At 63.7% G+C, this 14,616-nt stretch carries 11 protein-coding genes; all 11 read left to right on the top strand.

Features of this window, described 5'->3' with window-relative positions; all coding sequences use genetic code 11:
* Window positions 1–2: 2 nt before the first annotated feature.
* The gene (locus AC1D1Y_RS16805; protein ID WP_477651735.1) at window positions 3–1,028 is read left to right on the top strand and encodes a microcin C ABC transporter permease YejB; all 1,026 of its coding nucleotides are present in this window, start codon (window positions 3–5) and stop codon (window positions 1,026–1,028) included.
* Window positions 1,012–2,106, top strand: coding sequence for an ABC transporter permease (locus AC1D1Y_RS16800; RefSeq protein WP_477683314.1), 1,095 nt, complete (start codon window positions 1,012–1,014; stop codon window positions 2,104–2,106). Before AC1D1Y_RS16805 ends, AC1D1Y_RS16800 begins: the two co-directional genes overlap by 17 nt.
* Window positions 2,106–3,746: an ABC transporter ATP-binding protein gene (locus tag AC1D1Y_RS16795; RefSeq protein WP_477683313.1), complete on the top strand. Its 1,641-nt coding sequence runs from the start codon at window positions 2,106–2,108 to the stop codon at window positions 3,744–3,746. Before AC1D1Y_RS16800 ends, AC1D1Y_RS16795 begins: the two co-directional genes overlap by 1 nt.
* 373 nt (window positions 3,747–4,119) lie before the next feature.
* The gene (gene rimP, locus AC1D1Y_RS16790) at window positions 4,120–4,707 is read left to right on the top strand and encodes a ribosome maturation factor RimP (RefSeq protein ID WP_477683312.1); all 588 of its coding nucleotides are present in this window, start codon (window positions 4,120–4,122) and stop codon (window positions 4,705–4,707) included.
* Between the two features lie 33 nt (window positions 4,708–4,740).
* Window positions 4,741–6,267 carry a transcription termination factor NusA gene (gene nusA / locus AC1D1Y_RS16785; RefSeq protein ID WP_436154762.1) on the top strand — a complete coding sequence of 509 codons (1,527 nt, stop codon included), beginning with the start codon at window positions 4,741–4,743 and terminating at the stop codon, window positions 6,265–6,267.
* A gap of 28 nt (window positions 6,268–6,295) precedes the next feature.
* Window positions 6,296–9,199: a translation initiation factor IF-2 gene (gene infB / locus AC1D1Y_RS16780; protein WP_477683311.1), complete on the top strand. Its 2,904-nt coding sequence runs from the start codon at window positions 6,296–6,298 to the stop codon at window positions 9,197–9,199.
* Between the two features lie 69 nt (window positions 9,200–9,268).
* The gene (gene rbfA, locus AC1D1Y_RS16775) at window positions 9,269–9,637 is read left to right on the top strand and encodes a 30S ribosome-binding factor RbfA (RefSeq protein WP_436154760.1); all 369 of its coding nucleotides are present in this window, start codon (window positions 9,269–9,271) and stop codon (window positions 9,635–9,637) included.
* A gap of 90 nt (window positions 9,638–9,727) precedes the next feature.
* A complete protein-coding gene (gene truB / locus AC1D1Y_RS16770; RefSeq protein WP_477683310.1) occupies window positions 9,728–10,762 on the top strand; it encodes a tRNA pseudouridine(55) synthase TruB in 1,035 nt (344 codons plus the stop codon).
* Between the two features lie 48 nt (window positions 10,763–10,810).
* Window positions 10,811–12,637: a translational GTPase TypA gene (gene typA / locus AC1D1Y_RS16765; RefSeq protein WP_477683309.1), complete on the top strand. Its 1,827-nt coding sequence runs from the start codon at window positions 10,811–10,813 to the stop codon at window positions 12,635–12,637.
* Window positions 12,638–12,754: 117 nt separating this feature from the next.
* Window positions 12,755–13,630: a DMT family transporter gene (locus AC1D1Y_RS16760; RefSeq protein ID WP_436154757.1), complete on the top strand. Its 876-nt coding sequence runs from the start codon at window positions 12,755–12,757 to the stop codon at window positions 13,628–13,630.
* A partial coding sequence (locus AC1D1Y_RS16755; RefSeq protein WP_477683308.1) for an enoyl-CoA hydratase/isomerase family protein occupies window positions 13,627–14,616 on the top strand: 990 nt, incomplete at its 3' end. The genes AC1D1Y_RS16760 and AC1D1Y_RS16755, both read left to right, overlap by 4 nt.

Raw genomic sequence — 14,616 nt, 5'->3', positions numbered from 1 at the left:
ACATGCTCGCCTACGTCGTCAAACGCCTGCTGCTGATGATCCCCACTTTGCTGGGCGTTCTGCTGATTACCTTTGCCGTCGTCCAGTTCGTGCCTGGCGGACCGGTGGAGCAGTATCTGTCGGATGCCAAAGGCGGCTTCGGCGGCGTGGAGTCGGGTGGCTCCAGCTACCGTGGTAACCAGGGTGTGGATCCCAAGCGGCTGGAGGCAATCAAGGCCCTGTATGGTTTCGACAAACCGGCCCACGAGCGGCTGGTGCAGATGCTGGGCCAGTTCGCGCGCTTCGATCTAGGCAAGAGCTTTTTCCAGAACAAGGATGTGTGGACGCTGATCCTCGAGAAGCTGCCGGTGTCTATCAGCCTGGGACTGTGGACTTTTTTCATCAGTTACGGCGTGGCCGTGCCCTTGGGTGTGGCCAAGGCGGTGAGGGCGGGGAGCAAGTTCGATCTGATCACCACCTTGCTGATCCTGGTAGGTTATGCCATTCCGGGCTTTGTGCTGGGCGTTGTGTTGCTGGTGATCTTTGGCGGCCAGTTGCAGTGGTTTCCGTTGCGCGGGCTTACGTCGCCCAACTGGGACGAGCTCAACTGGGGCGCGAAGATCGTGGACTACCTCTGGCACATCACGTTGCCGGTGACGGCCATGGTTTTCGGCAGTTTCGCGGTGACCGCCATGCTGACCAAGAACTCGTTCCTGGAGGAGATTCGCAAGCAATATGTGTTGACCGCGCGCGCCAAGGGCCTGGCCGAAAACCGCGTGCTTTGGAAGCATGTGTTTCGTAATGCGCTGATTCCCATCATCACGGGATTTCCCGGTGCGTTCATCGGGGCGTTCTTCACGGGGTCACTGTTGATCGAAACGCTGTTTTCGCTGGATGGCCTGGGCTTGCTCAGCTACGAGAGTGTGATCCGGCGCGACTATCCCGTGGTGCTTGGAACCCTTTATCTGTTCACGTTGATAGGGCTTTTAACCAAGCTGATCAGCGACCTCTCTTACGTACTGGTGGACCCTCGTGTCAAATTCGACTAGCACTGGCGCCTCCACGCTTGCGGGGGGTGTTGCCTCTGGGGGCGGTCCGGCGGCGCTCCACGTCAGCCCCGCCCGTCGCGCCTGGCGGCGATTTCGCCGCAACCCGCTGGGTTTCTGGAGTCTGGTGATCTTCAGTGCGATGGTGGTGCTCAGCCTGTTCGCCGAAGTCATCTCCAACGACCAGCCGCTGATCGTGCGCTACGAGGGGGCCATCTATTTCCCCATCGTCAAGGACTACTCGGAGCAGACCTTCGGCGGTGATTTCCCCGCGCCCGCCGACTACCTGGACCCCTTCATCCGCGACCGTATCACGAGCGGTGGCAACTGGGCGATCTATGCGCCCAACCCTTACGGCCCCAAGACCCTGAACTACTTCGCCAAGTCCCCCAGCCCGGCCGCGCCCACGCGCGATAACTGGTTCGGCACCGATGACCGGGGGCGTGACCTGCTGGCACAACTGATCTACGGATTTCGCGTCAGTGTTCTCTTCGGACTGGCGCTGACCGTGACCGGCACGGCGCTGGGCATCCTGGCGGGTGCGGTGCAGGGGTATTTCGCGGGTAAGACCGACCTGGTGATGCAGCGCCTGATCGAGATCTGGAGCGCGATGCCTGCACTCTATTTGCTCATCATCTTCAGTGCCATCTTCGCGCCCAGCATCGCGCTGCTGCTGATCCTGTTGTCGGTGTTCGGCTGGATGGACCTGGCCGACTACGTGCGCGCGGAGTTCCTGCGAAACCGGCAGATGGACTACGTGCGGGCGGCCAAGGCTCTTGGCGTGGGTACTTGGCAGATCATGTGGCGCCACATCCTGCCCAACAGCATGACCCCGGTGGTGACTTTTCTGCCGTTTCGCATGAGCGGCGCAATCCTGGCGCTGACCTCTCTCGATTTCCTCGGCCTGGGTGTGCCGCCAGGCACGCCTTCACTCGGCGAACTGCTGTCCCAGGGCAAGAACAATATTGACGCCTGGTGGATTTCTCTTTCGACTTTTGCGGTGCTGGTCATAACACTGCTGTTGCTCWCCTTCATGGGTGACGCCCTGCGCGACGCCATGGACCCCAGGAAGGCCGACTGATGGCAACACCGCTGCTCGACGTCCAGAACCTGCGGATCTCGTTTGCGGGCAAGTCCGTGGTCCACGGCATTGATTTTTCCATCGCGCCCGGCGAAAAGCTAGCGCTGGTGGGCGAGTCCGGCTCGGGAAAGACGGTGACCGCGCTGAGCCTGCTGCGGCTGGCGCAAAACGCCGCAGTGGCGGGGAAGGCCGTTTTTACCGGCGTGGATGCGGCCGACCGCACGGCCAGCGGGGCGCCGCCCAAGGCGCCCGTCGATTTGCTGTCCCTGTCCGAGGCATCCTTGCGCGGGATTCGAGGCCGCGACATCGCGATGATCTTCCAGGAGCCCATGACTGCGCTCAACCCGCTCTACAGCGTAGGTGACCAGATTGCCGAAGTGCTCCAGGTCCACAAAAGCCAGACCCGGGCCGAAGCGATGCGGGGTGCGATCGCCTTGCTGGCCGATACCGGCATTCCGGAGCCTGAGCGCCGCGCCAATGCTTTGCCGCACCAGCTCTCGGGCGGGCAGCGGCAGCGGGCCATGATTGCCATGGCGCTGGCCTGCCAGCCCCGGCTGCTGCTGGCCGATGAACCCACCACTGCGCTGGACGTCACCCTGCGCGGCCAGATCCTGGACCTGCTGGGCGAGCTGCAGCAGCGCAACGGCATGGCCGTGCTGCTGATCACCCACGACCTCAACCTGGTGCGCAAGTTCGCCGACCGGGTGGCGGTGATGGAAAACGGCCGTATCGTGGAGCAGGGCGCTGTCGCCGAGGTGTTCGCCCGGCCGCAGCACCCCTACACCCGCAAGCTGATCGACAGCAAGCCGCAGCGCGACGGGCTGTCGGCGGCCGGCGCCGCGGCGGATGCCGCCGTCACGATGACGGCGCAGCGGCTGCGTGTGGCCTATCCGGTGCCCATCCCCGGTATCCGCGGCTGGTTCCGGCGCGGCGAATTTGTGGCGGTGAAAGAAGCGAGTTTCCAGATTCCGGCCGGCAGGACGCTGGGCGTGATCGGCGAATCGGGCTCGGGCAAGTCCACCCTAGCGCTGGCCAGCCTGGGCCTGCTGCCTTTCTCGGGGCAGCTGCAGGCGGCCGGCCAGGCCTGGGGCAAGGAGGCCGCGCGCAACAAGGCCATGCGCCGCGCGGTCCAGGTGGTGTTCCAGGACCCGTTTTCCTCGCTGTCGCCGCGCATGACCGTCGAAGCCATCGTGGAGGAGGGCCTGCGTGTGCATGAACCCGGCCTGCCCGACGCCGGCCGGCGCGAGCGCGCCTTGCAGGCCCTGGCGGATGTCGGCATGACGGAGGCCCAGTTTCCGGGCCTGCTACAGCGCTACCCACACGAGTTTTCAGGCGGGCAGCGCCAGCGCCTGGCGATTGCCCGGGCGCTCATCGTCAACCCCAGCCTGCTGGTGCTGGACGAGCCGACCAGCGCGCTGGACGTGACCATCCAGAAGCAGGTGCTGGGCCTGCTGCAAAGGCTGCAGCGCGAGCGCGGCCTCAGTTATTTGCTGATCACCCACGACGTTGACGTCATCCGCGCCATGGCGCATGAGGTCATGGTGATGAAGGACGGCGACGTGCTGGAATCCGGCTCGCTCGGCGAGGTGCTGGATTCGCCGCGCCATCCTTACACACGGGTCCTTGTGACGGCCGCATAAGGAGGCATTTGAGTACTTGATAAATTACTTTAGATAAATAAAAAATCTATTTGATTTAAAAAGAGAATTTCAAAACTCTTGGGTGTGCATTGAAAATCGGGATGCCGTGCCCATCTCTTTAAACATCTGCTGTTTTCCCCATGCGGCCCAAGGCATGGGGGCGCGATGCAGAACCCAATGAAAAAAGATGACCCGGAGGCCGTGAGCAGGTTTCCGGCAGCGGTGCTCGTTTCAGGCACGGAAATTGTTTGCATCGAAGGGCGCAGCACGTTACAATAGGAGCTTCACGACCAAATGGGCGGGTTTTCACCGCCCATTTTTTTTGGGCGTTTGTTTTTGAACTATTGACTTAAAAACGGGTTTTAGAGACTGAATGGCATTGCAAGAGACGATTGAGCAGACTGTGACGGGACTGGGCTACGAGCTGGTCGAGATCGAGCGCACCGGCGGCGGTTTGCTGCGTGTCACGATCGACATGCCTTACGTCCAGGGCGCCGAACAGTTCATCAACGCCGAAGACTGCGAGAAAGTCACCCGCCAGCTGCAGTTCGTGCTGGAAGTCGAGGGCGCCGAATACGCCCGGCTGGAGGTCAGTTCCCCCGGCATCGACAGGCCCCTGCGCAGCGAAAAGGATTTTGAGCGTTTTGCCGGCGAACTCGTCGACATCACGCTGAAGGCGCCGATTGGCGTGGCGGCCAGCGCCGGTTCGACGGTGGCGGCCAGCCGCAAGAAATTCCGCGGCACGCTGGAGCGCGCCGAGGCTGGCTGGCAGATCGTCTGGAGTGACGAGCCCGCCGCCAAACCCGGCCAGAAGATCAGCAAGAAGAGGATTCCCGCACCGTTGCAGGCGCTGGGTTTCACGCTCGACGAACTTCACCAGGCGCGCCTTGCGCCCGTGGTGGACTTCAAGGGCCGCAAACCCAAATCAGCCCCCGGTACCGGCTCCTCGACAGAGAATTAAATTTCAAGAAATGAAGAAAGGCAGGCTTGTGAAATGAATCGCGAACTGTTGATGTTGGTTGATGCCATCTCGCGTGAAAAAAATGTGGAACGCGACGTCGTTTTCGGCGCCGTTGAGCTCGCGCTCGCCTCGGCCACCAAAAAGGTGTACGAGGGCGAGGTCGACATCCGCGTGGCCGTCGACCGTGACAGCGGCAATTACGAGACCTTCCGCCGCTGGCTGGTGGTGCCCGACGAAGCCGGCCTGCAGAACCCCGAAGCCGAAGAGCTGGTGAGCGACGCGCGCGACGAAATCGCCGACATCGAAGAAGGCGACTACATCGAAAAGCCGGTTGAAAGCCTGCCCATAGGCCGCATCGGCGCGCAAGCGGCCAAACAGGTCATCCTGCAGAAAATCCGCGACGCCGAGCGCGAAATGCTGCTCAACGACTTCATGTCGCGCGGCGACAAGATTTTCGTCGGCACCGTCAAGCGCATGGACAAGGGCGACATCATCGTCGAATCCGGCCGCGTCGAAGGGCGCCTGCGCCGTGGCGACATGATCCCCAAGGAAAACCTGCGCTCCGGCGACCGCGTCCGCGCCATGATCATGGAGGTCGACACCACCCTGCGCGGCGCGCCCATCATCCTCTCGCGCACCGCGCCCGAGTACATGATCGAGCTGTTCCGCCAGGAAGTGCCTGAAATCGAGCAAGGCCTGCTGGAGATCAAATCCTGCGCCCGTGACCCCGGTTCGCGCGCCAAGATCGCCGTGCTGTCGCACGACAAGCGTGTCGACCCCATCGGCACCTGCGTCGGCGTGCGCGGCACCCGCGTCAACGGCGTGACCAACGAACTCGCCGGCGAACGCGTCGACATCGTGCTGTGGAGCGAAGACCCGGCCCAGTTCGTCATCGGCGCGCTGGCCCCGGCCAACGTGTCGTCCATCGTGGTGGATGAAGAGCGCCATGCCATGGACGTTGTCGTTGATGAGGAAAACCTGGCGATTTCGATCGGCCGCGGCGGCCAGAACGTGCGCCTTGCCGCCGAGCTGACCGGCTGGAAGATCAACATCATGACGGCCGACGAGTCGGCCCAGAAGCAGGCCAGCGAGACCGACACCAGCCGCAAGCTTTTCATGGAGAAGCTCGACGTGGACGAGGAAATCGCCGACATCCTGATCTCCGAAGGCTTCACCAGCCTCGAAGAAGTGGCCTATGTGCCGCTGCAGGAAATGCTGGAGATCGAATCCTTCGACGAAGACACCGTCAATGAGCTGCGCACGCGCGCCAAAGACGCGCTCCTGACGATGGAAATCGCCAAGGAAGAAAATGCCGAGGGCGTTTCGCAGAACCTGCGCGACGTCGAAGGCCTCACGCCAGAGCTGATCGCCAAATTGACCGAAGCGGGCATCACCACCCGCGACGACCTGGCCGACCTGGCTGTGGACGAACTCACCGATATCACCGGCCAGTCTTCGGACGAGGCCAAAGCCCTGATCATGACCGCTCGCGCGCATTGGTTTACCGATGAGCCCGCTGCCGCTGACACCCCTGCACCCGCAGCGGCCCAAGAGCAATGATCATGAAAGGCCTGCAGGAAAAAAACATATGTCCAGTACCACTACCGTCGCTGAATTCGCAGCTGAACTCAATAAATCTCCCGCCACGCTGATCGAGCAATTGACCAGCGCGGGCGTCGCCAAGGCGCAAGCCAGCGACCCCCTGTCCGAGGCGGACAAGCAAAAGCTCCTGGGCTATTTGCAGGCCAGCCACGGCACTGTCACGGCCGAGCGCAAAAAAATCACGCTGGTGAAGAAATCCACCAGCGAAATCAAGCAAGCCGATGCCACCGGCAAGGCGCGCACCATCCAGGTGGAAGTCCGCAAAAAACGCACCTTCGTCAAACGTGACGACGGTTCGGACCAGCCCGCCGAAGAAGTCCAGCCCGAAGTGGCCGCGCCGCCGCCGGCTCCCGTCATCGATGACGCCGAGCTGATCCGCCGCGAGGAAGAAGCCAGCCGCCACGCCGAGCTGCTGCGCCGCCAGGAGCAGGAGCTCGCTGAAAAACGCCGCCTGCGCGAAGAGCAGGATGCGAAGGACGCCGCGCGCGAACAAGAACGCCTGGCCGCCGAGCAGACCGCCCAGGCGGAAGCCGTTGCCGCCGAAGCCGTGAAGAAGGCCAAGCCGGCCACCGGCAAGGCCGCCAAGGAAGCCGCCGCACCGACGGCAGCTGCCACCAAGGCCGCCGAAACCGCCGCCGCCGAACAGGCCACCAAGGCGGCCGACGCCGCTGCAGCTGCGGCCACGGCCAAAGCCAAGGCCACCGCTGAATTCCAGGCTGACGCCGCCAAGGCGCAGGAACTGCAGGAACGCCGCCGCAAGGCTGAAGCCGAAGCCGCGGGCATCCGCGCCATGATGTCCGCGCCCAAGCGCGTACTGGTGCCGCACGTCGACCCCAAGGCCGCCATCAAGGGCACGTTGCACAAACCGGCCGCCGTGCCGGGCGCTCCCGCCAAGCCGGGCGCTCCCGCAGCCGCGGGCGCGCCGGGCGCCGCCGGCAAGAAGGAAGTCAAGTCGGAGAACCTGTCTTCGACCTGGAAGGACGACGCCGCCAAGAAAAAGGGCATCCCGAGCCGTGGCGCACCTGTCGTGCCCGGACGCGGCAATTTCCGCAGTGGCCCGCGCGGCCGCCGCGGCAACGACCGCGAGGCACGTCCCGAGTCCACCTTTGTGGCGCCGACCGAGTTCAAGGTCATCGAAGTGCATGTGCCTGAAACCATCACCGTGGCCGAACTCGCCCACAAGATGAGCGTCAAGTCGTCCGAGGTGATCAAGCACCTGATGAAGCTCGGCCAGATGGTCACCATTAACCAGCCGCTGGACCAGGACACCGCCATGATCGTGGTGGAAGAAATGGGCCACAAGGCGGTCACGGCGTCGCTGGACGATCCGGAAGCCTTTGCCGATGAAGATGTGCAAGGCCAGCAGGCAGAGTTGCTGCCGCGCGCGCCGGTCGTGACCGTCATGGGCCACGTCGACCACGGCAAGACCTCGCTGCTCGATTACATCCGCCGCGCCAAGGTGGCCTCCGGTGAAGCCGGTGGCATTACCCAGCACATCGGCGCCTACCACGTGGAAACCCCGCGTGGCATGGTGTCCTTCCTGGATACCCCGGGCCACGAGGCGTTCACCGCCATGCGTGCCCGCGGCGCCCAGGCCACCGACATCGTGATCCTGGTGGTGGCGGCCGACGACGGCGTGATGCCGCAGACCAAGGAAGCCATCAAGCACGCCAAAGCGGCCGGCGTTCCCATCGTTGTGGCGATCAACAAGATCGACAAGCCAGGCATCAACCTGGAACGCGTCAAGGGCGAACTGGTCACCGAAGAAGTGATTCCCGAAGAGTTCGGCGGCGACGTTCCTTTTGTCGGCGTCTCGGCCCATACCGGCGCCGGTGTCGACGCCTTGCTCGAGCAGGTGCTGCTGCAGGCCGAAGTGCTTGAACTGAAGGCGCCTGTCGATGCGCTGGCCAAAGGCTTGGTGATCGAAGCCCGCCTCGACAAGGGTCGCGGCCCGGTCGCGACCGTGCTGATCCAGGCCGGCACGCTGAAGGCCGGCGACGTGGTGCTGGCCGGTTCGACCTACGGCCGCGTGCGCGCCATGCTGGACGAAAACGGCAAGCCGATCAAAACGGCGGGTCCGTCGATCCCGGTGGAAATCCAGGGCCTGACGGAAGTGCCGCAGGCCGGTGACGAATTCATGGTCATGCTCGACGAGCGCCGTGCCCGTGAAATCTCCACCTACCGTGCCGGCAAGTTCCGCAACACCAAGCTGGCCAAGCAACAGGCCGCCAAACTGGAGAACATGTTCTCCGACATCGGCGCCGGCGAAGTCAAGATGCTGCCCATCATCATCAAGGCCGACGTGCAGGGTTCGCAGGAAGCGCTGGCCCAGTCGCTACTCAAGCTCTCGACCGACGAGGTCAAGGTCCAGCTGGTGTACTCCGGTGTCGGCGGCATTTCCGAGTCGGACGTCAATCTGGCCATCGCCTCCAAGGCCGTGGTGATCGGGTTCAACACCCGCGCCGATGCCCAGGCCCGCAAGCAGGCCGAAAACAACGGCGTGGACATTCGYTACTACAACATCATTTATGACGCTGTGGACGAACTGCGCGCCGCGATGTCGGGCATGCTGACGCCGGACAAAAAAGAAGAAGTCATCGGCAATGCCGAGATTCGCCAGGTGTTCAAGGTCAGCAAGATCGGCTCGATCGCCGGCTGTATGGTCACCGCCGGTGTGGTTCGCCGCACGGCGCGCCTGCGCCTCTTGCGCGAAAACGTGGTCATCTTCACGGGTGAACTCGACTCGCTCAAGCGTTTCAAGGACGATGCCAAGGAAGTCAAGGAAGGCTTCGAGTGCGGCTTGAACATCAAGAACTACAACGATATCCAGGTTGGCGACATCCTGGAGTTCTTTGAAATCAGGGAAGTGGCCAGAACGCTGGAAGCCTGAACCACGTGAACCCGCCCGCAGCCCACCCGGCTGCCGGGCCTCACGCCAAAGGCCTCAACACTTTTTGACATGCGCAAAAAATCCACCACCCCCAACCGCGGTTTTCGCGTTGCCGACCAGATCCAGCGCGATCTGACGGAGCTGATCGCGCGCGAACTCAAAGACCCGCGGGTCGGGATGGTGACCGTCCAGGCCGTCGAGGTGACGGCCGATTACGCGCATGCCAAAGTGTTTTTCAGCGTGCTCGTCGGCGACCCGAAGGAGTGCGAGGAAGCGCTCAACCAGGCCGCGGGCTTCCTGCGCAACGGCCTGTTCAAGCGTCTGATGACGCACACCGTGCCGACCCTGCATTTCCATTTCGATCGCACGACCGAACGTGCGGCCGACATGAACGCCTTGATTGCCAAGGCGGTCTCCTCCCGCGCCCAAGACGACTGAGTTCGCGCCGTTCCCCTTGATGACAGGTTCAGGGACAACGGCGCCAACGAAGCGCCCGGTTTGTCCCGTGCGCTGAGCCTGTCGGAATTTATGACGCAAACCTCTTCTCATCGCCAGAAAATCCAGCGACGTCCCGTGCACGGCGTGCTGCTGCTCGACAAGCCGCTGGGCCTGTCGAGCAACCAGGCCTTGCAGAAGGCCAAATGGCTGCTGCGCGCCGACAAGGCCGGCCACACCGGCACGCTGGACCCGCTGGCCACCGGCGTGCTGCCGCTGTGCTTTGGCGCGGCCACCAAGTTCAGCCAGATCCAGCTCGACGCCAACAAGACCTATGAGGCCGTGCTGCTGCTGGGCACCAAAACCAGCACCGCTGACGCCGAAGGCGACGTGATCGAAACCCGGCCCGTGCCCGAGATCACGCCGGCCCTGTTGCGGGAGCTGACGGCGCGCTTCACCGGCCCGCTGGCGCAGGTGCCGCCCATGTACTCGGCGCTCAAGAAAGACGGCAAGGCGCTGTACGAATACGCCCGCAAGGGCCAGGAAGTCGAGCGGGAGGCCCGCCACATCACCATCTTCGCGCTGGAAATGGCCGTGGTCCACGACGAGCGCGCGCCGGTTGCCATCAAGATCACGGTGAGCTGCAGCAAGGGCACCTACATCCGCACGCTGGGCGAAGACATCGGCGAGGCCATCGGCTGCGGCGCGCACCTGGGTTCGCTCAGGCGGCTGGAGACCGGCGGCTACACCACCCAGCAGTGCGTCAGCCTGCCGGCCCTGGAAGCCATGACCGAGCCCGAGCGCGAAGCCTGCCTGCTGCCGCCGCAGACCCTGGTGGCGGCGTACCCGTCTGTCACATTGGACGCCGACAATGCAGGGCGGTTTTTAAGCGGCCYGCGCCGCCGGGGCGCGCCCGGCCAGTGGGGCGCCGATGCGCCGCTGGTACAGGTCTATGGTCCGGGGCAGGGCGGCGAGGCGCCGGCCTTCCTGGGTTCGGCCCACATCACGGCCGACGAGTTGATTCCCCAGCGCCTGCTGAGCCCGGTCGAAATCCAGGACATCCTGGCGGCCGCACAGAGTTCCGGCCATGCCGCGCCCGCGGGTGCGGTGGCCCTTGTTCATCATTAACAGTTTTTTTGCCAGTTTTGACGTTTTAAAGTTCCCAGAAAGCCAACCATGAGCCACAAACAGATCCGCAATATCGCCATCATCGCCCACGTTGACCATGGCAAAACCACCATGGTCGACCAGCTGCTGCGCCAGTCCGGCACCTTCGCCGAGCACGAAAAAGTGGTCGACACCGTGATGGACAACAACGCCATCGAAAAAGAACGCGGCATCACCATCCTGGCCAAGAACTGCGCCGTGACCTGGGAAGGCACGCACATCAACATCGTCGACACCCCGGGCCACGCCGACTTCGGCGGTGAAGTGGAGCGCGCGCTGTCCATGGTTGACGGCGTGGTGCTGCTGATCGACGCGCAGGAAGGCCCCATGCCCCAGACGCGCTTCGTGACCAAGAAGGCGCTGGCCCTGGGCCTCAAGCCCATCGTGGTGGTCAACAAGGTCGACAAGCCGGGCGCGAACCCCGACAAGGTGGTCAACGCCGCCTTCGACCTGTTCGACAAGCTGGGCGCAACCGACGAGCAGCTCGACTTCCCGGTGGTCTATGCCTCCGGCATCAACGGCTGGTCCTCGCTTGAGGAAGGCCCTCCCAACGAACAGTGGGGTCCCGACATGTCGGCCCTGTTCAACACCATCCTCAAGCACGTCCCGTCCCAGAACGGCGACCCGGCAGCGCCGTTGCAGCTGCAGATCTCCGCGCTCGACTTCTCGACCTTCGTGGGCCGTATCGGCGTGGGCCGCATCAGCCAGGGCACCATCAAGCCCATGATGGACGTCGTGGTCATGGAAGGCCCGGACGGCAAGGCCGTCAAAGGCCGCGTCAACCAGGTCCTGACCTTCCAGGGCCTGGAGCGCGTGCAGGCCACCGAAGCCGGCCCCGGCGAGATCGTGCTGATCAACGGCATCACCGACATCGGCATCGGCGTGACCATCACCGACCCGACCAACCCCGCACCGCTGCCCATGCTCAAGGTGGATGAGCCGACGCTGACCATGAACTTCTGCGTCAACACCAGCCCGCTGGCCGGCCGTGAAGGCAAGTTCGTCACCAGCCGCCAGATCTGGGACCGCCTGCAGAAAGAGCTGCAGCACAACGTGGCCCTGCGCGTCAAGGAAACCGACGAAGAAGGYATYTTYGAAGTRMTGGGCCGYGGCGAACTGCACCTGACCATCCTGCTGGAAAACATGCGCCGYGAAGGCTATGAACTGGCCGTCTCCAAGCCGCGTGTGGTGTTCAAGGACGTCAACGGCGAGAAGCACGAGCCTATCGAGCTGGTCACCGCCGACATCGAAGACCAGCACCAGGGCGGCGTGATGCAGGCACTGGGCGAGCGCAAGGGCGAGCTGGTGAACATGGAGCCGGACGGCCGCGGYCGTGTGCGCYTSGARTACCGCATYCCSGCGCGYGGCCTGATYGGYTTCWCCAACGARTTCCTGAACYTGACSCGSGGTTCCGGCCTGATCTCCAACATCTTYGACAGCTAYGARSCGCACAAGGGCGAGATCGGCGGCCGCAAGAATGGCGTGCTGATTTCCATGGACGACGGTGAAATCTTCACCTACGCCCTGGGCAAGCTGGACGACCGCGGCCGCATGTTCGTGCGCGCCAACGACCCGGTGTACGAAGGCATGATCGTCGGCATCCACAGCCGCGACAACGAYCTGGTGGTSAACGCCACGCGYACCAAGCAGCTGACCAACTTCCGCGTSWSCGGCAAGGAAGACGCGATCAAGATCACGCCGCCGATTGAATGCACGCTGGAATACGGTGTGGAATTCATCGAGGACGACGAACTGGTCGAAATCACGCCAAAATCCATCCGCCTGCGCAAGCGCCACCTCAAGGAAAGCGATCGTAAACGCGCCGGCCGTTCTTGAGATAAGGCCACTCCGGCCGCATGCTGCGGCCGGAAATTGTCAAAGGCCGCTGCGCGCAAGCTCCAGCGGCCTTTGCATTTATGTTCGTACAACAGCCCCGAGCCGATTGCCCATCCCATGAAACTCACGCATTCCCGCGCCGTTTTCCTGATGATTCTTGTGACCATGATGTGGTCGATTGCGGGCGTCGTGACGCGCCACCTGGAGTCGGCCCGCAGCTTTGAGGTCACCTTCTGGCGCAGCTTTTTCACGGTAGTGTCGCTGCTGGTCATCCTGCCGTTTTTCCAGGGCCGGGCGGTGTTCACCAAGATACGCAACGGCGGCTCGGCCTTCTGGCTGTCGGGCGTCTGCTGGAGCGTGATGTTCACGGCCTTCATGGTCGCGCTCACGATGACCACCGTGGCCAACGTGCTGGTGACCATGGCGCTCAGCCCCTTCCTCACGGCCTTGCTGGCGCGCGCCTTCATCGGCCACCGCATTCCCGCGCGGACCTGGCTGGCCATTGCCATGGCCGGCGCCGGCATCGCATGGATGTACGGCGGGCAGATGGACCTTTCCAGCCACATCGGCGGCACCCTGGTGGCCCTGATGGTGCCGCTGGCCAGCGCCAGCAACTGGACGGTGGTGCAACACAGCCGCGCCCATGGCAAGAATGTCGACCTGGTGCCCGCGGTGCTGCTGGGTGCGGTGATCTCGACGCTGGCCACCTTGCCGCTGTCGCTGCCGTTCTCCGCCACGGCGCACGACATCGGCTTGCTGGCATTGCTGGGCCTGGTGCAGCTGGCCATTCCTTGTGTGCTGTCGGTGATGTGCGCCGGCGTGCTCAAGGCGCCGGAAGTCGCCTTGCTGGCGCTGCTGGAAGTGATTTTCGGGATCCTGCTGGCGTGGTTCGGCGCGGGCGAGGTGCCCGGCGCGAGCGTGCTGACGGGCGGGGCGCTGGTGATAGGCGCGCTGGTGGTCAATGAACTGGTCGGATGGAGGCAACGGGCATGAGCGATATGAATACGAATACGGAAACCAGGGCTGAGGTGCTGCTGGAGCGGCGCGGCAATGCCGGGCTGATCACGCTGAACCGGCCCAAAGCCCTCAATGCGCTGTCGCTGCCCATGATCCGCGAGCTGTCCGCCGCCTTGCTGGCCTGGCGCGACGACCCGGCGGTCCACGTGGTGGCGATACGCGGCACCAACAAAAAAGGCCAGCCCGGCACGCCGGAGAGCCTGTTCGGCGGTTTTTGCGCCGGCGGCGATATCCGCTTTTTCCACCAGGCTGCGCTCACGGACGATTCCGCGCTGGAGGACTTCTTCACCGAGGAATACGCCCTCAATCACCTGATCCACACCTACCCCAAGCCCTACATCGCCTTCATGGACGGCGTGGTCATGGGCGGCGGCATGGGAATCAGCCAGGGAGCCCGGGTACGCATCGTCACCGAGCACACCAAGATGGCCATGCCCGAAACCAACATCGGCCTGTTTCCCGATGTCGGCGGCGGTTATTTCCTGGGCCGCTGCCCCGGCCATGCCGGCGAATACCTGGCGCTGACGGGGGAGGTGATCGGTGCGGACGAAGCGCTGGCCTACGGCCTGGCCGACATCAAGGTCGACGCGGCCCGCTTGCCGGCGCTGTGGGAGGCCCTGGGCGCCCAGGCCTTCGGTTCAGTCGCCGCCGCCGAGGCATGGATCGCGGCGCAGTGGACCACGGGCCACACCCAGCCGGTGAAGGCCGACAGCAGGATAGACAGCTATTTTTCGCTGTTGCGCGTCAAACACATCGTCGATGCGCTGGAAGCCTCGCCGGATCCATGGGCGGCCAAAACTGCCGCTACCTTGCGCAAACGTTCGCCGCTGATGTTGCACGTCACGCTGGAGCAGATCCGCCGTGCCCGTGGCATGAGCCTGGCCGACGACCTGCGCATGGAGCGCGACATGGTGCATCACTGCTTTCACCTGCGCCCGGGCGCAGCCAGCGAGACCGTCGAG

Source organism: Polaromonas sp. P1_G1, assembly GCF_056405595.1.
Note: the sequence above shows the minus strand (reverse complement) of the source record. Positions and strands in the feature narration are given on the sequence as shown.

Coding starts and splice junctions, on each gene's coding strand:
- AC1D1Y_RS16795 (WP_477683313.1), top strand. CDS start 2,106: ATGGCAACACCGCTGCTCGACGTCCAGAACCTGCGGATCTCGTTTGCG.
- AC1D1Y_RS16805 (WP_477651735.1), top strand. CDS start 3: ATGCTCGCCTACGTCGTCAAACGCCTGCTGCTGATGATCCCCACTTTG.
- rimP (WP_477683312.1), top strand. CDS start 4,120: ATGGCATTGCAAGAGACGATTGAGCAGACTGTGACGGGACTGGGCTAC.
- AC1D1Y_RS16760 (WP_436154757.1), top strand. CDS start 12,755: ATGAAACTCACGCATTCCCGCGCCGTTTTCCTGATGATTCTTGTGACC.
- rbfA (WP_436154760.1), top strand. CDS start 9,269: ATGCGCAAAAAATCCACCACCCCCAACCGCGGTTTTCGCGTTGCCGAC.
- nusA (WP_436154762.1), top strand. CDS start 4,741: ATGAATCGCGAACTGTTGATGTTGGTTGATGCCATCTCGCGTGAAAAA.